The organism is Geodermatophilus sp. SYSU D00691 (assembly GCF_054050275.1).
Map to the genome: position 1 here is coordinate 25,202 of NZ_JBJGYZ010000021.1, position 18,320 is coordinate 43,521.

Genomic DNA, 18,320 nt, shown 5'->3' on the forward strand with positions numbered 1-18,320 from the left:
GTCAGCCCGCGCGGTGCGCGCGGATGAGGTCGGCGTAGAAGCGGCCGCTGTCCTTCACCCGGCGCTGCTGGGTCTCGTAGTCGACGTGCACGATGCCGAACCGCTTGCTGTAGCCGTGTGCCCACTCGAAGTTGTCCATCAGCGACCAGACGAAGTAGCCCTTGAGCGGGACGCCGTCGGCGATGGCGCCGGCCGCCGCCTCGAGGTGCCGGGCCAGGAACGCCGTCCGCTCCGGGTCGTGCACGGCGTCGTCGGGGCCGACGACGTCGTCGTAGGCCGAGCCGTTCTCGGTCACGTAGAGCGGGATGTCGCCGTACTCGCGGTGCAGCCGGCGCAGCAGGTCCCCGAGCCCCTCGGGGTCCACCCCCCAGCCCATCGCCGTCAGCGGGGTCTCGGTCGGGCCGAGCGCGGCGAGGTTGGTGCCCGGCATCGGGGACGTGCTCACCATCTGGGTCTGGTAGTAGTTCACGCCCAGCAGGTCCAGCGGCGCGGCGATCGTCGCGGCGTCACCGTCCCGCTCGAAGGAGAAGTCGCTGACCCCCGCCAGGTCGGCGCGGACGTCGTCCGGGTAGCCCCCGCGCAGCAGCGGGTCGAGGAAGACCCGGTTCTGCCAGCCGTCGGCCCGCCGGACCGCGTCGAGCACCGCCGGGTGGTCGTCGACGGGGGTCATCGGGGCCAGGTTCAGCGTGATGCCGACCTGCTCGGCGCCGCGGGCGCGCAGGGCCTGCACGCCGAGCCCGTGCCCGAGCAGCAGGTGGTGCACCGCGGCCACGGCCGCGTCGTGCTCGTGCCGGCCGGGGGCGTGCGCGCCGCTGGCGTAGCCGAGGAACGACGAGCACCAGGGCTCGTTGAGCGTGGTCCAGAAGCGCACGCGGTCGCCGAGGGCGCCGACGACCAGGTCGGCGTACTCGGCGAAGCGGTGCGCGGTGTCGCGCACCGGCCAGCCGCCGGCGTCCTCCAGCTCCTGCGGCAGGTCCCAGTGGTACAGCGTGATCCAGGGCTCGATGCCGCGCTCGAGCAGCTCGTCGACGAGGCCGGAGTAGAAGTCCAGCCCCTTCTGGTTGACCGGGCCGCGACCGCCCGGCTGCACCCGCGGCCAGGAGATCGAGAAGCGGTAGGACCCGAGGCCGAGGTCGGCCATCAGCGCGACGTCGTCCCGCCACCGGTGGTAGTGGTCGGCGGCGACGTCGCCGGTGTCGCCGTCGCGCACCCGGCCGGGCGTGTGGCTGTACGTGTCCCAGATCGAGCGGCCCCGGCCGTCCTCCTCCGCGGCGCCCTCGATCTGGTAGGCCGCGGTCGCCGCCCCCCAGAGGAAGTCGGCGGGGAAGCCGGCGGGGTCGGGGCGTGGGGAAGCGGGCACCGGGGTCTCCTCGGGGCGGTGGGGAGCGCTCCCGCGCCTGGCGGAGGGAGCGCCGGTCGTCATCGGTCGGCGGATCAGCGCGGGACGTCGTCCCGCAGGAGGTGGTCGCGGATGAGGTTCTTCGGGGTGTAGCGGCGGACGTCCAGGGTCTTCAGGCCGGCGAACTCGTCGCCGAGGGTCTCGTCCACCTGGCCGCGGACGTCGGTCAGCGCCTCGCGCACCTTGCGCAGCCCGGCGGCGGCCTCGCGGGCCAGCGTGGGCAGCCGCTCGGGGCCGAAGATGAACAGCGCGGCCAGGGCCAGTACGACGATCTCGCCCCAGCCGATCGAGTCGAACACGTCGGCGCCTCCTCAGCGGTGCCCGGCCGGCTCGTCGAGCCGCGAGGGGGTGGCGTCCAGCGGCGAGGCCTCGTCGTCGGACAGGTCGTGGAAGTGCTCGGCGGCGTCGCGGCGGGCGCGGCGCCTGTCGACGACGCGGGCGATCTGGATGGCCACCTCGAACAGCACGCACATCGGCAGCGCCATCAGCAGCATCGTGAACGGGTCCTGCGTCGGCGTGATGAACGCGGCGAACACGATGGTGAGGAAGAAGATCCACCGCCGGCTCTTCTTCAGCACCGCGTAGGACAGGACGCCGACCAGGTTCAGCGCCACGGCGAGCAGCGGCACCTCGAAGCTGATCCCGAAGGCGACCAGCAGCGACAGCACGAACCCGATGTAGTCCTGCGCGGTCAGCGCGACCACCACGCCGTCCCCGGCCAGGCTCAGCAGCAGCTCGAGGCCGGCGGACAGGGAGATGTAGGCGAGCACCGCGCCCAGGGCGAACAGCAGGCTGGAGACGGCGACGAAGCCGATGCCGTAGCGCTTCTCGTTGCTCTTCAGGCCCGGGGTGACGAACGCCCACACCTGGTAGAGCCAGAACGGCGCGGACAGCACGGCGCCGGCCAGCAGGCTCACCTTCAGCCGGATGAACACCCCGCCGAACACGTCGGTGATCAGCAGCCCGCACTCCCCGCCGGCGTCGCCGTACCGGAGCTCGTCGGGCAGCCCGCAGTACGGCGCCCGGATGAAGTCACCGAGCCCGTGCGAGTACCACCAGAAGGCGACGGCGCCGGCCACGAGCAGCGCCAGCAGCGCCTTGGCGATGCGGTTGCGCAGCTCCTCGAGGTGCGCGATCAGCGTCATGGTCGCGGCGGGGTCGCGCTCGACCCGCCGCCGGCCCGTCCTCACCGCCGTCCGTCCCGGGGAGCGGTCAGCGGGCGCGGTCGGGCTCGACGACCTCGCCGACCACCACCGGACCGGGGGCGGGCGCGCGGGCGTCGTCCTTCATGCCCTTCAGCTCGCCCTTGAAGATCCGCAGCGAGCGGCCGAGGGCGCGGGAGGCGTCGGGCAGCTTCTTGTAGCCGAACAGCAGGAGGACGGCCAGCACGATCAGGCCGATCTCGACGGGACCGAGGTTCACGGGGACTCCTTACTTGCCGAAACCGGCGGTGAGGCCGCTGAGCAGCTGCCGGCGGCCGAACGCGTAGAGGACGGCGATGGGCAGGGTGGTGAGGACGACGGAGGCCGCGACGGCCGGCACGTTCACGCCGTACTGCCCCTGGAAGTTGGCCAGCGCCAGCGGCAGCGGCCGCTGGGACGGGCTCTGGATCAGGATCAGCGGCAGCAGGAAGTTGTTCCAGACCGTGAGGCCCTGGTAGATGCCCACCGTCACCAGCGCCGGCTTGGTCAGCGGGAAGGCGAGGCGCCAGAGCATGGTCCACTCCCCCGCGCCGTCCATGCGCATGGACTCGAACAGCTCGCGTGGGACGTCGCGGATGAAGTTGCCCAGCACCAGCACCGACAGCGGGATGGCGAAGGCGATCGACGGCAGGATGATCGCCAGCAGGGTGTCGTACATCTGCAGCCGGATGATGATCAGGTAGATCGGGATGATCACCGCCTGCAGCGGGATGGCCAGACCCATGAGGAACAGCGAGTTGCTCCACCGCAGGAACCGCCGGCCGGTGCCGCGGACGATCGCGTAGGCGGCCATGAACGAGATCGCCACCGCCGGGATGGTGGCGCCCAGCGTGACGATCGCGCTGTTGACGAAGTACCGGGCGAAGTCGGCCTCGATGACGAACCGGTAGTTCTCCAGCGTCGGCGAGGCCGGCAGGAACGGGTTGCTCGTGAAGTAGTTGGACCGGGTCTTGAAGCTCGTGACGACGATCCAGTAGATCGGCACGATCACGACGAGCAGCCACAGCCAGGCGAGCCCGCCGCCGAGCCAGTTGGGTCGCTCGCGGTTGCCGGTCCGCCGGCGGCCGCCGCGCGCCCGGGGGTGCTCGACGAGGTCCGGGGCCGCGCCCGCCTGGGGTGCTGTCACGGTGGCCATCGTCAGGCTCCTTCCAGCTGGCTCTCGTCACCGCGCCCGCCGAGCCGCCGCAGCAGCAGGGCGATGAGCAGGCCGAGGAGGACGAGGACCACGGCGATGGCGCTGGCCGGGCCCATGAGGCTGGCCTGGAACCCGGTCCGGTACATCTCGAGGGCCAGCGACCGCGTCGCGTCGCCGGGGCCGCCGCCGGTGAGCACCCAGATGAGGTCGAAGAAGGTCAGCGACCCGACGACCATGAGCGTCGACGACGTGATGATCGTGTACTTCAGCTGGGGCAGCGTGATGCTGAAGAACTGCCGCACGCGCCCGGCGCCGTCGAGCTGCGCCGCCTCGTACATCGACTGCGGGATCTGCCGCACCGCGCCCTGGTAGATCAGCGTGTGGAACGGGATGAACTGCCAGGAGACGACGAAGACGACGACGCTGAGGGCCAGGCCGTCCTTGCCCAGCCAGTCCTGCTGCAGCAGCGGTGCGCCCAGGCCCGCGCCGAGGCCGAAGTTGGGGTCGAGCAGGGCCTTGTAGGTGATCGCGATCGCGGCCGCCGAGAGCAGCAGCGGGACGAAGAACAGCACCGCCAGGAACTCGCGGTAGCGCTGGCGACCGGCAAGGAAGACGCCGAGCAGGATGGACAGCGGCGTCTGGAACAGCCAGGACAGCGCCATGATCTCGAAGGTCACCCACAGCGCGTGCGGCAGGCCGGGGTCGGTGAGCACCGCCGTCCAGCTGTCGAACCCGCTCGGGACGATCGCGCCGAGGCCGTCCCAGGTGGTGAAGCTGAGGCCGAGGACGCCCAGCAGCGGGACGACGCCGAACCCCACGAACATGAGCAGCGCCGGCAGCACCAGCCAGCCCACCCGGCCGTGGCCGCCCGCCGACGACGCGGACCGGCGGGTCCGCGTCGCCGGCCCGGCGGGTGGTGCTGCCGGTGGGGCGGTGACGGTCACTTGCCGATGACCGCGTTCATGTTGTCGGCGAACTGCTGCGGCGAGGTGCTGAGCTGGAACAGGCCGGAGATGTTGTCCAGCAGCGTCTCCGCGGCCGTCGGCGAGAGCGCCTGGTCCCAGGACTGGGCGAAGACGCTGGCGTTGCTGGCCGTGTCGTAGACGAAGCCGAGGAACTCGGCGTCCTCGCTGTCGCTGAGCTGGCTGTCGGCGCCGTTGACGATCGGCACGCCACCGGTGGCGATCCACTCGCCGACCTCTTCGTCCTGGAGCACGCCCTCGGTGAAGAACTTCTTGGCGAGCTCCTTCTGCTCCTCGCTGGCGGCCGCGTTGATCGACAGGTACTGCCCCGGGTTGCCCACGGTGTCGGTGGGGTCGCCGGTGCCGCCGTCGACGGGCGGGAAGTTCATCCAGCCGAGGTTGCCGCCGGTCACGAAGTCACCGCCGTCGGTCTTCATGCTCGCGTAGGTCCACGAGCCGTGGAGCATCATCGCGGCCTTGTCGGTGTAGAGCAGCGCCTGGTCGGCGTTCTGGTCGGCGACGATGGAGGCGAAGCCCTCGATGAAGCCGTTGGCCCGGATCAGGTCCTGGACCATGGTCAGGCCCTGGATCGCCGCCGGGTTGGACCAGGCGTCGGGCTCCCCGTCGAACACGGCCTGGAAGACCTCCGAGCCGCCGACGCGGTCGAAGGCGAACTCGAGCCACATCATGTTGGTCCAGCGCGACTGGCCGGCCAGGGAGAACGGCGCGATGCCGGCGGCGTTGAACTTCGGGACCAGGTCCATGATGTCGCCCCAGGTCTGCGGCGGCTGCACGCCGACCTGGTCGAAGAGCCGCTTGTTCCAGAAGAGCACGATCGGCTGCACGGTCTCGGCCGGCATGGCGTAGATCTTGCCGTCGATGGTCGCCGGGCCGAAGGACGAGGGGAAGAGCCGGTCGCGGACGTCGGAGTTCTCGTCGAACCACGACGTGAGGTCCTCGACCTGACCGGCGTCGACCCAGCTCTTGAGGCCACCACCGCCCCAGCCCCAGATGATGGTCGGGCCCTCGCCGGCGCCGAGCGCCGTGCGGATGCGGGTCTTGTACGCGTCGTTCTGGAACGTGGTCGAGGCGATCTGGGTGTCCGAGTTCGCCTCGTTGAAGCGGTCGACCGCCCCCTGGCGGATGTCCTCCTGCGGCTGGCCGCTGAGGAACCAGTAGCTCGCCCCGCCGTCACTGGCCTGGCCGGGGCCCGAGCTGCCGCAGGCGCTGAGCGCCAGCGCGCCGGCGGTGGCCGCCGACAGGCCGAGGAAGTTCCGCCGGGAGAGGGAGAATTGTCCGAGATCCACGCTGGTCTCCGTGTCCAGAGGCCGCGACAGCCCTGCGCCGCGGCGATCGTCGCCTTCGTGTGCCGTTCGAGCCCCGAGGTGGTGGAAGCGCTCCCACCGACGTACTAGTGTGACCCCCACCACTCGGAGAGGACTGCGGCGCGGACGCTACTTTTCGGCGCGGGGGGATGTCAACGGGGTGTTGTGCTATCGGTCACAGTAGGCCACAGTGAGCACACTTCGCGGCCCGTGCCTGCGTGATGCGCTCCGCCCTGCCTGTCGAAAGGGCAGATTCGTGCCCGAAAAGTCGAACGTTACCGAACTGTGATTTGCGGAGGACTCACGTGACGGCCACGGACCACCCCGACACCGCTGCACCGGTCGCCCCGTGGCACGACACGGCCCTGCCGGCTGCCCGGCGGGCCGAGCTGCTGCTCGCGCAGCTGACGCTCGAGGAGAAGGTGGCCCAGCTCGGCAGCCGGTGGGTCGGCAACGACATGCAGGACGAGCCGGCGCCCGAGGTCGAGGGCGAGGTGCTCAACGTCGCCCCCATGCAGGACGTCTTCGCCGCCTCGGGCACGACCCCGCTGGAGGAGGCGAGCCGGCACGGGCTCGGCCACCTGACCCGCGTGTACGGCAGCGTTCCGGTGACCGCCGCCGAGGGCGCGGCCGAGCTGGTCCGCCAGCAGCACGTCGTCCTGGCGAACTCCCGCCTGGGCATCCCCGCGCTGGTGCACGAGGAGTGCCTGACCGGGTTCACCGCCTTCCGGGCGACGGTCTACCCGGCCGCGATCGCCTGGGGCGCCACCTTCGACCCCGAGCTGGTGGAGCGGATGGCCGCCGCGATCGGCCGCGACATGGCCGCGCTCGGCGTGCACCAGGGCCTGTCCCCCGTCCTCGACGTCGTCCGCGACTACCGGTGGGGCCGGGTCGAGGAGACGATGGGTGAGGACCCGCACCTGGTGTCGGTGCTGGGCACCGCCTACGTCCGGGGCCTGCAGGACGCCGGCGTGCTCGCCACGCTCAAGCACTTCGCCGGGTACTCGGCCTCGCGCGCCGGCCGCAACCACGGGCCGGTGTCGATGGGCCGGCGGGAGCTGCTCGACGTCGTCCTGCCCCCGTTCGAGGCCGCGGTGACCCTCGGACGGGTCGGCTCGGTCATGAACTCCTACTCCGACGTCGACGGCGTCCCCGCCGGCGCCGACCCGTGGCTGCTCACCGACGTGCTGCGCGGCGCCTGGGGCTTCACCGGCACCGTCGTCTCCGACTACTGGTCGGTGCCCTTCCTCGCGACCATGCACCGGGTGGCCGCCGACGCCGCGGGCGCCGGTGCGCTCGCGCTCGCGGCCGGCATCGACGTCGAGCTGCCCGACACCCTCGGCTACGGCGCCGGGCTGGTCGACGCGGTGCGCCGGGGCGAGGTGCCCGAGGAGCTCGTCGACCGCGCCGCCCGGCGGGCACTGCTGCAGAAGGTCGAGCTGGGCCTGCTGGACCCGGGCTGGACGCCGGAGGGGTCGGTCGCCGGTGCCGACGCCGTCGACCTGGACAGCCCCGCCAACCGCGCGCTGGCCCGTGAGATGGCCGAGCGGTCGATCGTGCTGCTCGACGCGGGCACCGCGCTGCCGCTGCTCGGCGACGGGCGCCCGCCGCTGCGCCGGGTCGCCGTCGTGGGGCCGTGCGCCGACGACGGCCGCACGATGATGGGCTGCTACGCCTTTCCCAACCACGTCCTCCCCCGCCACCCGGGCGCCGGCCTCGGCATCGAGGTGCCGACGGTCCTGCAGGCGCTGCGCGAGGAGCTGCCGGGGGTGGAGGTCGTCCACGAGGCCGGCTGCCCGGTGCAGGCCGAGGACCGGTCGGGCTTCGCCGCGGCGGTCGAGGCCGCGCGCGGCGCAGACCTCTGCGTCGCCGTGGTCGGCGACCTCGCCGGGCTGTTCGGCCACGGCACCTCGGGCGAGGGCTGCGACGCCGACGACCTCCGCCTGCCGGGCGTGCAGGCCGACCTGCTCGACGCGCTGCTCGACACGGGCACCCCGGTGGTCGTGGTCGTCGTCTCCGGCCGGCCGTACGCGCTGGGCGGCGTGCACGGCCGGGTGGCCGGTCTGGTGCAGGCGTTCATGCCGGGCGAGGAGGGCGGCGGCGCGGTGGCCGGCGTCCTCTCCGGCCGCGTGCAGCCGGGCGGGAAGCTGCCCGTGCAGATCCCGCACCGCCCGGGCGGCCAGCCCGGCACCTACCTGCAGCCGCCGCTGGGCGGGGCGGAGAGCGCGGGCATCAGCAGCGTCGACTCCACGCCGCTGTTCCCCTTCGGCTTCGGCGCCTCCTACACCTCCTTCGAGGTGAGCGACCTGCGCCTGTCGGCCGAGGAGGCGCCCACCGACGGCGCCTTCACCGCGACCGTGCGGCTGCGCAACAGCGGCGACCGGCCGGGCGACGAGGTGGTGCAGCTGTACCTTTCCGACGTGGTCGCCTCGGTGGTCCGCCCGGTGAAGCAGCTGACCGGGTTCCGCCGCGTCTCCCTGGCCCCGGGCGAGGCGGTGGACGTGGCGTTCGAGGTGCACGCCGACCGGACCGCCTTCTCGGGCCGCGACCTGCGCCGGATCGTCGAGCCCGGCGACGTCGAGGTGCTCGTGGGCACCTCCTCGGCGGCGCTGCCCTGCCGCGGCACCGTGCGGCTCGCCGGCCCGGTCCGCGAGGTGGGAGCCGACCGGCGGCTGGTCACGCCGGTGACCGTGCGGGCGTGCCCGTGACCACCGCCCGCGAGGGGCGGGCCACCCTCGCCACGGTCGCGGCCGCGGCGGGGGTGTCGGTCGCGACGGTCTCCAAGGTGCTCAACGGCCGCAGCGACGTCGCCCCGGCCACCCGCGGGCTCGTGCAGAACCTGCTGGTCGAGTACGACTACGTCGGCCGCGCCGCCGACTCGGTGCGCCGGGCCGTCCCCACCGTGCGTCCTACGGTCGAGCTGGTCTACGCCGGCGACGGCCTCAACGCCTACTCCACCGAGGTGCTGCAGGGCGTGCTCGGCGCCGCGGGGGCGATGGGCGTCGCGGTGGTCGTCAGCATCCGCACGCCGGGGCAGCGCCGGTCGGAGTCCGGCCGGCCGGCCGCATGGGCCGGCGAGCTGGCGGCGGCCGGGCGGCGGGCGGTCATCGCCGTCGTCGACGAGCTGACGACGGCGGACCTGACCGCGCTGTCCCGGGCCCGCCTCCCGCTGGTGGTGATCGACCCGGTGAACCTGCCGCACGCCGACGTCCCCAGCGTCGGCTCGACCAACTTCACCGGCGGGCTGTCGGCCACCCAGCACCTGCTCGACCTCGGGCACCGCCGGATCGCCTACGTCGGCGGCCCGGTCACCTCGGCCTGCAACCAGGCCCGGCTGCACGGCTACCGGGCCGCGATGGACGCCGCCGGCGCGCCCGTGCCGCCGGAGTACGTGCGCTTCGGCGACTTCCGGCACGCCGACGGGCTGGCGCAGGGCGGCGCGCTGCTCGACCTGCCCGAGCCGCCGACCGCGGTGTTCGCCGGCGCCGACGAGACCGCGGTGGGCGTGCTGGAGGCGGCACGGGCGCGGGGGCTGCGCATCCCCGAGGACCTCAGCGTGGTGGGCTTCGACGACACCGAGGTCGCTCGGCTGTCCTCGCCCGCGCTGACCACCGTGCGCCAGCCGCTGCAGGAGATGGGCACGGTCGCGCTGCGGACCGCGCTGCAGCTCGCCGACGGCCAGCCGATCGCCTCGCACCACGTGGAGCTGGCCACCGAGCTGGTCGTCCGGCAGTCGGCCGCCCCCGCCCCGGCCTGAGGTGGCACGGTGGGGGCGTGAGCACCTCCCCCGCCGAGGTCGGCCGCGCCCGCGCCGACGAGTACCTCCGCCTGCTGTCCGCCGACGGGCCCGCCGCCGACGAGCTGCTGGCCGGCCTGACCGAGGTGCGCGAGCTGGTCTTCCTCGGCGCCGGGCTGACCGCCGTCGCCCGCGCCCTCGGCCGCGCGCTGCCCCCGGCGCAGCGCGCCCAGGCCAGCACCCGGCAGCTGAAGCTGGGCCAGGTGCGCGACGCCAACCGCGGCGACCCCGACGGCCTGCGCGTCTGGCTGCGGCGGGCCGGCGAGGAGGTGCTGTTCCTCCGCTCGCTGCGCGCCGCCGCCGACCGCGCGGCGGGTTGAGCCGGACGACCGCCCCCTGAGCCGCGTCACGGCGCGGCTCGGGGGACGGCCGCGCGGGTCGAGCCGCGGCGCCGCGCTAGGTGCCGCGGGTGGCGGCGCGGGCCAGCGGCAGGCCGGCCACCAGCAGCCCGCCGAGCAGCGCGTAGGTCCACGGCAGGCCGATGCCGGCCGCGATCACGCCGGGCAGCAGGGCCCCGACCCCGGTGCCGCCGTCGAACGCCGCGTTCCAGAACGCGCTCGCCGTCGTCGCGCCGTCGTCACCGGCCCGCCGGAAGGCGGCCAGCAGGGTCAGGTTCTGCGCGGCGCCGTAGCCGAGGCCGAACACGGTGGCGCCGGCCAGCACCGTCGCCGTCCCTTCTTCCACGCCGAGCGCGAGCACGACGATGCCGACCGCGGAGAGCAGCACCGACAGGGGCAGCAGCCCGCGCGCGCCGATCCGGTCGGCGAGCAGCCCCGCCCGCCACCGGCTGACCGCGGCGGTGAGGTTCATCAGCAGCAGCGCGCCGGTGGCGATCAGCGCGTCCGGCCGCTCGATGGGCAGGAAGGTGACCACCGCGCCCCCCGCGGCGGTGACCGCGAACAGCAGCAGCGAGGGCACGAGCACCGCCCGGCGGGCGGCACCGGGTGAGCCGGTCGCGCGTGCCGGCGCCGGTGCGGCGCGGACCAGGCGCGGGACGAGGGGCAGGGCCAGCACCGGGGCGGCGGCCAGCCAGGCCAGCCAGCCGGCGTGCCCGCCGAGCACCAGCGCCACCCCGAGCGGGACGGCGATCAGCTGCGGGACGGCGATCGCCAGGCCGTACAGCCCGATCGACTCCCCCCGCCGCTCGGGCGGGACCAGCAGCCCGGCCAGCGTCGACCCGAGCACGGTCAGGACGGCGAAGCCCGCGCCGCGGACCGCCGAGATGCCGGCCAGCCAGGCCAGCGAGTCGCCCGCCGCGTACAGCGGCGACGGCGCCCCGAGGGCGATGAGCCCGGCGCAGAGCACCGGTCCGAGACCGAAGCGCGCGGTCAGCGGCGGCACCGCCAGCTGCAGCGCGATGGTGACCAGCAGGAACACCGTGGTGACCAGGCCGGCGGAGGTGACCGACGCCCCGCCCGCGACGGCGTAGGCCGGCAGCGAGGCCAGCGTCAGGCAGAAGCTGAGGAAGCCCAGCGCCGTCGCCGCGATCAGCGCCCGCAGCGCCGGCGACCGCCACAGCGACGTCCGCGTCTCTCCCCCGACCACGGGCACACGGTATGCAGGGGCGGTGCCCCTGCTGACCATCGGCCACGGCCCGGACGACCGCACCCGTCTCGGCGGACGGCTGACCTCGGCCGGCGTCGGGCTGGTGGTCGACGTGCGGCGCTTCCCGGGCAGCCGGAGCAACCCCGACGTCCGCCGCGAGGCGCTGGCGGAGTGGCTGCCGCGGGCCGGCGTCGGCTACCGCTGGGAGGAGCGGCTCGGCGGGCGCCGGCGGCTGCCCCGCGACGAGCCGGTCGCCGACGGCTGGTGGACCGACGCCGCGTTCGCCGCGTACGCCGCCCACACCCGCACGCCGGAGTTCGGCGCGGCGCTGGAGGAGGTGCTCGGCGAGGCGTCGGCCGCCGCGGTCGCGGGGATGTGCAGCGAGAGCGTGTGGTGGCGGTGCCACCGGCGGCTGGTCGCCGACGTCGCCGTCCTCGCCCGGGGCGTGCCGGTGACCCACCTGATGCCCGACGGCCGGCACGCCGAGCACCGCCCGTCGGAGGGCGCGGTGCTCGGCGACGACGGCCTGGTCCGCTGGCCTTAGGGCAGGCCCTCGAACAGGTCGCGCAGCCGCGGCGCTCCCGCCGGCCGCGGCGGCCACGCGAGGACCCACCACTCGCGGCCCACCCGGCGCTGCCAGGTCTCGGTGTCGTCGGCGTCGTCCGACATGACGGGGAGCTGGCTGCGGTGCTCGCGCAGCCCCGCGACGACGCGGCCGGCGACCGCGCGGCTGTCCACCTCGATGCCGATCTGCTCGTCCGGCACGCCGCGCATGTGGTAGGTCCGCGTGGGGTCGAAGACGAACAGCCCCAGCTCCGCCCGCTGGCGGTTCCACCGCTCGAACACCGACTGCGGCACCGCGCCGTGCACCAGCCGCCGGAAGCCGGGCCGCCCGGTCCCGGCGAAGCGGAGGAAGGCGGCGTCCGTGGCCGCGCCGACGGCGATGTGGTCGGGGTGCCCGAAGACGCCGTCCGGCCCGAAGGTGACGACGACGTCCGGGCACTCCTCCTCGAGGACGTCGGCGACGGAGTCCACCAGCCGGGAGAAGGGCACGTCGCCGACCTCGCCGTCCGCGAAGCCCAGCCACTCGTGCCGGTCGGGCACCCGCCCGTGGGCCCGCCAGGCGGCCGCGCACTCCTCCCGGCGGACGGCGCCGAGGGTCTCCCGGGTGGCTGGGAAGCCGGGCGGGATCTGCCCCTGGCCGCCGTCGGTGGCGTGCACGAGCACGAAGCGGAACCCGGGCTCGTCCGCGTGCAGGGCCACGCTGCCGCCCACCCCGTAGGCGTCGTCGTCGGGGTGGGCGAACACGCAGGCGAGCGTGCGACCGCCGGGCACGCCGCTCATCCCATGTGCGGGTAGCGGTGGTCGGTGGGCGGCACGAACGTCTCCTTGATCGACCTCGTCGACGTCCACCGCAGCAGGTTCTGCGCGGCCCCGGCCTTGTCGTTGGTGCCCGAGGCCCGGCCGCCGCCGAAGGGCTGCTGCCCGACGACGGCGCCGGTGGGCTTGTCGTTGACGTAGAAGTTGCCGGCCGCGAACCGCAGGAACCGCTGCGCGTGCGCGATCGCCGCACGGTCCTGGGCGATGACCGAACCGGTGAGCGCGTACGGGGCCACCGACTCCATCTGCGCGAGCACCGTGTCGTAGTCGGCGTCGTCGTAGACGTGCACCGCCAGCACCGGCCCGAAGTACTCGGTGGTGAACACCTGGTGCCCGGGGTCGGTGCCCTCGACGATCGTCGGCCGCACGAAGAACCCCTCGCTGTCGTCGACCGTGCCGCCGGCGGCGACGGTCAGCGCCGGGTCGTTCTTGGCCGCGTCGAGCACCCGCGCCAGCTTGTCGAAGGCGCGCCGGTCGATCACCGCGCCCATGAAGTTCGAGAGGTCGGTGACGTCGCCCATGGGCAGCGCCTCGGTCTCGGCGACCAGGTCGTCGCGCAGCCGCGCCCAGACGCTGCGCGGCACGTAGGCCCGCGAGGCCGCCGAGCACTTCTGCCCCTGGTACTCGAAGGCGCCGCGGATCAGCGCGGTGCGCAGCACGTCGACGTCGGCCGACGGGTGGGCGACGACGAAGTCCTTGCCGCCGGTCTCCCCCACCACCCGCGGGTAGGTGCGGTAGCCGGCGATGTTCTCCCCCACGGTCCGCCACAGGTGCTGGAAGACGGCGGTGGACCCGGTGAAGTGGATCCCGGCCAGGTCGGGGTCGGCGAGGACGACGTCGGAGACGGCGATCCCGTCGCCGGGCAGCAGGTTGACCACGCCGGGCGGCAGCCCGGCCGCCTCGAGCAGCCGCATCGTGAAGTGCGCCGCGAGCTGCTGGGTGGGCGAGGGCTTCCAGACGACGGTGTTGCCCATCAGCGCCGGCGCCGTCGGCAGGTTGCCGGCGATCGCGGTGAAGTTGAACGGGGTGATCGCGTAGACGAACCCCTCCAGCGGGCGGTGGTCGACGCGGTTCCAGACCCCGGCCGACGAGACCGGCTGCTCCTCGAGCACCTCCCGCGCGAAGTGCACGTTCCAGCGCCAGAAGTCTATGAGCTCGCAGGCGCTGTCGATCTCGGCCTGGTAGGCGGTCTTGCTCTGGCCGAGCATCGTCGCGGCGTTGAGCGTCTGCCGCCACGGCCCGGCCAGCAGGTCGGCGGCCTTGAGGAAGACCGCGGCCCGGTCGTCGAACGAGAGGTCGCGCCACGCCGGGGCGGCGTCCTCGGCCGCGCGCACGGCGGCCTCCGCGTCGGCGTGCGTGGCGTGCGCCGACCGGCCCAGGACGGCGCCGTGCCGGTGCGGCTGGACCACCTCGAACTCGGGCCCGCCGGGCATCCGCTCCTGCCCGCCGACGGTCATGGTCAGGTCGAACGGCGCGTCTGCCAGCTCGGCGAGCCGCAGCTCCAGCGCCGCCCGCTCGGGCGAGCCCGGGGCGTAGGAGAGCACCGGCTCGTTGCGCGGCGGCGGTACGCGGGTGACGGCGTCCATGGCGTGCTCAGCCTTTCGTCGCGAGGGACCGGAGGAAGAAGCGCAGGTTGGCGGGGCGCTCGGCCAGCCGCCGCATGAAGTAGCCGTACCAGTCGACGCCGTACGGCACGTAGGCGCGCACCCGGACGCCGGCGGCGGCCAGCCGGTGCTGCTCGTCGGGGCGGATGCCGTAGAGCATCTGCACCTCCCACGAATCGGGCCGGCGCCCGTACGCGGCGGCCAGCCGCTGCGCCAGCTCGACCAGCCGGGGGTCGTGCGAGCCGACCATCGGGTAGCCCGCACCGCGCATCAGGACGCCGAGGCTGCGGGCGTAGGCGGCGTCGACCTCCCGCCGCGTCTGGAACGCGACCTCCGGCGCCTCCCGGTAGGCGCCCTTGACCAGCCGCACCCGCGAACCGGCGTCGGCCAGGGCGCGGGCGTCGTCCTCGGTGCGGCGCAGCATCGCCTGCAGGACCGCGCCGGTCCACGGGTGGTCGCGGCGCAGCTCGCCCAGGGCGGCGAGGGTGGCGTCGACGGTGCTCGAGTGCTCCATGTCGAGGGTGACCGTGGTGCCCATCGCCGTCGCGGCCTCGACGACCGGGCGCACCAGCTCCAGCGACAGGTCCTCCCCGCCCGGCAGCGCCTGGCCGAACGCCGACAGCTTGACCGACACCTCGGCGGCCGGGCCCAGCCGCAGGGGGGCCAGCGCGTCGAGCGCGGCCAGGTAGGCGTCGCGGGAGCGCTTGGCCTCGGCCCGGTCGGTGACGTCCTCGCCCAGGTGGTCGAGGGTGACCGTGATCCCGTCGGCGGCCAGCGCCCGGACGGCGGCCAGCGCGTCCTCCAGCGTCTCCCCGGCCACGAACCGGTCGACGACCCGCCGGGTGGCCGGGGTCCGCAGCACCAGGCGGCGCAGCGCCGGGCGGCGCGAGGCCGCCAGCAACGCTCTCTGCATCAGCACCGGCCACCTCCGCGGGGACGACGTCCACCCCCGACGCTAGGCATCGCGGGGATCACCTGCCAGAGCGAGAGCGAGGAGATCGTTGCTCACCTAAACTTGGTCCAATGGCTGCAGGACGAGAGGCACCGCCTCGCGACGGCGCCGACGTCCTGCGGACCCTGCGGACGGCGACCGCGCGCGAGCACGAGCAGGTCGAGAGCGCGCTCGACCTGATGAGCCCGGAGCTCGACCGCGAGCGGCTGGCCGACGTCCTCACTCGGATGCACGCCTTCTGGCGGGCGGCCGAGGCCGGGCTCGACCGGTGGGCCGAGCACGCACCCGACGACGCCGCGGCCCTCGACTGGGGCCGCCGCCGGCGGTCGGCGCTGTTCGCCGCCGACCTCGCCGCCCTGGGGGCCGCCGCCTCCGCCGAGCTGCCCGAGCTGCCGGGGGTCGGCAGCACCGACGAGGCGCTGGGCCGGATGTACGTGCTCGAGGGCTCGACTCTCGGCGGCACGTTCATCGACCGCCACCTGGCCGCGCTGCCCGGGCTCGGGGTCCGGGTGGGCGCCTTCTCCCCCTACGGCGAGGACACCGGCGCCATGTGGCACGCCTTCCGCAGCTTCACGCGCCGCCGCACCGAGGACGCCGACCGCGTGGTCGGCGCGGCGTCGGCGACGTTCCGCGCCCTCGCCGAGTGGTGCGCGCCGGTGGCGGCGTGACCGGGCAGGTGCCGGAGGTCGAGTTCCTCGCCCCCGGCACGCCGGTGGACCTGACCAACTGCGAGCGCGAGCCGATCCACGTCCCGGGCAGCATCCAGCCCCGCGGCGTCCTGCTGGCCGTCAGCGAGCCGCACCTCGTCGTCCAGCAGGTGTCGCAGAACCTCGCGTCGCTGACCGGGGTCGCCCCGGCCGACGCGCTGGGCCGACCGCTCGCCGACGTCCTCGGCGTGGCCTGCGCCGACCTGGTTGCGCGCTCGGCCAGCGCCTTCGGCGACCTGCGCGAGCGCAACCCGGTCGAGCTGACCCTCGACGTCGACGGCAGCCCGGTGCCGGTCGACGCGATCCTGCACCGCGCGGTGATCCGGCCGGGCGACCCGCCCCTGCCGGGTCAGCCGGGCCCGCCGGTGAGCGGGGCCGGCGCCGAGGCCGTGTCCAGCCTGGTCGTCGAGCTCGAGCCGGCCCGCGGGCCGCGGCCGTTCTCCTTCCCGAACACCTACCAGGCGGTGCGGGGCACGGTCGGCGAGCTGAACCGGGCGAGCTCGCTGCAGGAGCTCTACGACATCACCGCCCAGGCGGTGCGCACCCTCACCGGCTTCGACCGGGTGATGGTCTACCGCTACGACGCCGACTACAACGGCGAGGTCGTCGCCGAGGCCAAGGCCGAGCACCTCAACTCCTTCCTCGGGCTGCACTACCCGGCCAGCGACATCCCGGCGCAGGCTCGGGCGCTGTACGAGAAGAACTGGATCCGGCTGATCTCCGACGTCAGCTACGTGCCGTCGCCGCTGACCCCGCCCGACCACCCCGGCCACGGCCGGCCGCTGGACCTGACGTACTCGACGCTGCGCAGCGTCTCCCCCATCCACCTCGAGTACCTCGCGAACATGGGCGTGCGCGCCTCGATGTCGATCTCGCTGCTGCGCGACGACAAGCTGTGGGGCCTCATCGCCTGCCACCACTACGAGGGCCCGCACGCCCCGCCGTACGCGACCCGGGCCGCGGCGGAGTTCCTCGGCTCGACGCTGTCGCTGCGGCTGGTCGACCGGGCGCTGGAGGAGGAGACGCAGCGGGCGCTGCGGGTCCGCTCGACGCTGGCCTGGCTCACCGCGGCCACCCTCGACGAGGACCGCCCGCTGGCCGACACCCTGCTCGGCGACCCGGACCTGCTCGACCTGCTGCCCGCCGACAGCGTCGCCGTCCGGCTGCAGGGCCACTCCGGCGCCCGGGGCGCGCCGCTGCCCGAGGGCCTGGCCGAGGTGGTCGCCGACTGGGCGACCACCCGCGGCGCCGACGTGGTCAGCACCGACGCGCTGCCGCGGCTGGCGCCGGAGCTGGCGGCGCCGCTGGACACCGCCTGCGGCGTGCTCGCCGTCCCGCTGCCCGAGGGGCAGTACATCGTCTGGTTCCGCGGCGAGCACGTGCGGCACGTCGACTGGGGCGGCGACCCGCGCAACAAGGCGATCGCCCGGCAGGAGGGCGACGAGGTCCGGCTCTCGCCGCGCAAGTCCTTCGACCGGTGGCGGGAGACGGTGCGCGGCCGCTCCGAGCCGTGGACCGGCCACGAGGTCGCCGAGGCCACCGAGCTGCGCACCCACCTGCTCGAGGCGCTCTACGCCCGCTCGCGCAGCATCGTGCGCGCCGCGGAGAGCCTGCAGCGCAGCCTGCTCACCGACCCGCCGCAGCCCGACCACCTCGAGGTGGCGGTGCGCTACGTGCCGGCCGCGCGCGAGGCGCAGGTGGGCGGCGACTGGTACGACGTCTTCTCCCAGCCCGACGGGTCGACGGTGCTGGTCATCGGCGACGTCGCCGGCCACGACACCCAGGCGGCGGCCACCATGGCGCAGCTGCGCGGCCTGCTGCGCGGCATCGCCTACGACAGCGCCGCCGGGCCGGCGGAGGTGCTCGACCGGCTCGACGCCGCGATCGAGGGCCTGCAACTGGGCGCCATGGCGACCGTCCTGGTCGGCCGGATGTGCGCCGCCGAGGACGACGGCCGCACCCGGCTGCGCTGGTCCAGCGCCGGCCACCTGCCGCCGGTGGTCGTCGGGCCCGACGGCGCGCAGGAGGTGCTCACCGGCACGGGGCTGATGCTCGGCGTCGACCCCACCGCGACCCGCACCGACCGCGAGCACGTGCTGGCCCCGGGCGCGACCGTGCTGCTCTACACCGACGGCCTGGTCGAGCGCCGCGACCAGGTCTTCGACGACGGCATCGCGCAGCTGCGCGAGGCCCTCGTCGACCTGCGGGGGCGCCCCGTCGAGCAGCTCAGCGACGCGCTGCTGGCCCGGCTGCTGCCCGAGGAGCGCGCCGAGGACGACGTCGCGCTGGTCGCCGTCCGGCTGCGAGGCTGAC

At 74.5% G+C, this 18,320-nt stretch carries 17 protein-coding genes; 6 read left to right on the top strand and 11 right to left on the bottom strand.

Translation table 11 applies throughout. The features are described 5' to 3' along the window. Position 1 precedes the first annotated feature (1 nt). The 7 genes from ACI797_RS16005 to ACI797_RS16035 form a co-directional block, all read right to left on the bottom strand. Positions 2-1,360: a GH1 family beta-glucosidase gene (locus tag ACI797_RS16005; RefSeq protein ID WP_456859704.1), complete on the bottom strand. Its 1,359-nt coding sequence runs from the start codon at positions 1,358-1,360 to the stop codon at positions 2-4. Between the two features lie 74 nt (positions 1,361-1,434). After that, entirely contained in the window at positions 1,435-1,698 is a 264-nt protein-coding gene (locus tag ACI797_RS16010; protein WP_456859706.1) for a twin-arginine translocase TatA/TatE family subunit, read from the bottom strand. A gap of 12 nt (positions 1,699-1,710) precedes the next feature. Beyond that, positions 1,711-2,589: a twin-arginine translocase subunit TatC gene (tatC, locus tag ACI797_RS16015; protein WP_456859707.1), complete on the bottom strand. Its 879-nt coding sequence runs from the start codon at positions 2,587-2,589 to the stop codon at positions 1,711-1,713. A 22-nt stretch (positions 2,590-2,611) separates the two neighbouring features. Beyond that, entirely contained in the window at positions 2,612-2,821 is a 210-nt protein-coding gene (locus ACI797_RS16020; protein WP_456542189.1) for a twin-arginine translocase TatA/TatE family subunit, read from the bottom strand. Between the two features lie 9 nt (positions 2,822-2,830). Beyond that, positions 2,831-3,736 (bottom strand): carbohydrate ABC transporter permease, encoded by a 906-nt coding sequence (locus tag ACI797_RS16025; protein WP_456859709.1) that lies wholly within the window; start codon positions 3,734-3,736, stop codon positions 2,831-2,833. A gap of 2 nt (positions 3,737-3,738) precedes the next feature. Continuing rightward, positions 3,739-4,680, bottom strand: a complete 942-nt coding sequence (locus ACI797_RS16030) for a carbohydrate ABC transporter permease (protein ID WP_456859710.1) — start codon at positions 4,678-4,680, stop codon at positions 3,739-3,741. Continuing rightward, positions 4,677-6,005: a substrate-binding domain-containing protein gene (locus tag ACI797_RS16035; RefSeq protein WP_456859711.1), complete on the bottom strand. Its 1,329-nt coding sequence runs from the start codon at positions 6,003-6,005 to the stop codon at positions 4,677-4,679. Before ACI797_RS16035 ends, ACI797_RS16030 begins: the two co-directional genes overlap by 4 nt. Before the next feature lie 323 nt (positions 6,006-6,328). Between ACI797_RS16035 and ACI797_RS16040 the strand changes: the two genes are divergently transcribed. Genes ACI797_RS16040 through ACI797_RS16050 form a run of 3 tightly spaced genes read left to right on the top strand, consistent with a single transcriptional unit; the run spans position 6,329 to position 10,139 of the window. Then, positions 6,329-8,731, top strand: coding sequence for a beta-glucosidase (locus tag ACI797_RS16040; RefSeq protein ID WP_456859712.1), 2,403 nt, complete (start codon positions 6,329-6,331; stop codon positions 8,729-8,731). Then, positions 8,722-9,780, top strand: a complete 1,059-nt coding sequence (locus tag ACI797_RS16045) for a substrate-binding domain-containing protein (protein WP_456859713.1) — start codon at positions 8,722-8,724, stop codon at positions 9,778-9,780. The genes ACI797_RS16040 and ACI797_RS16045 overlap by 10 nt, the downstream gene beginning before the upstream one ends. A gap of 17 nt (positions 9,781-9,797) precedes the next feature. Further along, positions 9,798-10,139 carry a hypothetical protein gene (locus ACI797_RS16050; protein ID WP_456859715.1) on the top strand — a complete coding sequence of 114 codons (342 nt, stop codon included), beginning with the start codon at positions 9,798-9,800 and terminating at the stop codon, positions 10,137-10,139. 76 nt (positions 10,140-10,215) lie between these two features. On the opposite strand, the gene ACI797_RS16055 is transcribed toward ACI797_RS16050, so the two are convergent. Next, a complete protein-coding gene (locus ACI797_RS16055) occupies positions 10,216-11,364 on the bottom strand; it encodes an MFS transporter (RefSeq protein WP_456859716.1) in 1,149 nt (382 codons plus the stop codon). Between the two features lie 22 nt (positions 11,365-11,386). Between ACI797_RS16055 and ACI797_RS16060 the strand changes: the two genes are divergently transcribed. Continuing rightward, positions 11,387-11,908 carry a DUF488 domain-containing protein gene (locus ACI797_RS16060; RefSeq protein WP_456859718.1) on the top strand — a complete coding sequence of 174 codons (522 nt, stop codon included), beginning with the start codon at positions 11,387-11,389 and terminating at the stop codon, positions 11,906-11,908. Here ACI797_RS16060 and ACI797_RS16065 read toward each other — a convergent pair. From ACI797_RS16065 to ACI797_RS16075, 3 genes are read right to left on the bottom strand one after another with little or no spacing between them, the layout of a single operon-like run. Beyond that, entirely contained in the window at positions 11,905-12,708 is an 804-nt protein-coding gene (locus ACI797_RS16065; RefSeq protein ID WP_456859719.1) for a PIG-L deacetylase family protein, read from the bottom strand. The genes ACI797_RS16060 and ACI797_RS16065 overlap by 4 nt on opposite strands. Next, entirely contained in the window at positions 12,705-14,330 is a 1,626-nt protein-coding gene (gene pruA / locus ACI797_RS16070; protein WP_456859721.1) for an L-glutamate gamma-semialdehyde dehydrogenase, read from the bottom strand. Before pruA ends, ACI797_RS16065 begins: the two co-directional genes overlap by 4 nt. Before the next feature lie 7 nt (positions 14,331-14,337). After that, on the bottom strand, positions 14,338-15,261 hold the full coding sequence (locus ACI797_RS16075; protein ID WP_456859722.1) for a proline dehydrogenase family protein: 924 nt from the start codon (positions 15,259-15,261) through the stop codon (positions 14,338-14,340). A gap of 110 nt (positions 15,262-15,371) precedes the next feature. On the opposite strand from ACI797_RS16075, the gene ACI797_RS16080 reads away from it, so the two are divergent. Next, a complete protein-coding gene (locus ACI797_RS16080; protein ID WP_456859724.1) occupies positions 15,372-15,968 on the top strand; it encodes a biliverdin-producing heme oxygenase in 597 nt (198 codons plus the stop codon). Beyond that, positions 15,965-18,319 (top strand): SpoIIE family protein phosphatase, encoded by a 2,355-nt coding sequence (locus ACI797_RS16085; RefSeq protein ID WP_456859726.1) that lies wholly within the window; start codon positions 15,965-15,967, stop codon positions 18,317-18,319. Before ACI797_RS16080 ends, ACI797_RS16085 begins: the two co-directional genes overlap by 4 nt. Position 18,320 lies beyond the last annotated feature (1 nt).

Bases quoted from the DNA above. Each gene is read 5' to 3' on its own strand.
- ACI797_RS16075 (WP_456859722.1), bottom strand. From the start codon at position 15,261: ATGCAGAGAGCGTTGCTGGCGGCCTCGCGCCGCCCGGCGCTGCGCCGC.
- pruA (WP_456859721.1), bottom strand. From the start codon at position 14,330: ATGGACGCCGTCACCCGCGTACCGCCGCCGCGCAACGAGCCGGTGCTC.
- ACI797_RS16065 (WP_456859719.1), bottom strand. From the start codon at position 12,708: ATGAGCGGCGTGCCCGGCGGTCGCACGCTCGCCTGCGTGTTCGCCCAC.
- ACI797_RS16080 (WP_456859724.1), top strand. From the start codon at position 15,372: ATGGCTGCAGGACGAGAGGCACCGCCTCGCGACGGCGCCGACGTCCTG.
- ACI797_RS16025 (WP_456859709.1), bottom strand. From the start codon at position 3,736: ATGGCCACCGTGACAGCACCCCAGGCGGGCGCGGCCCCGGACCTCGTC.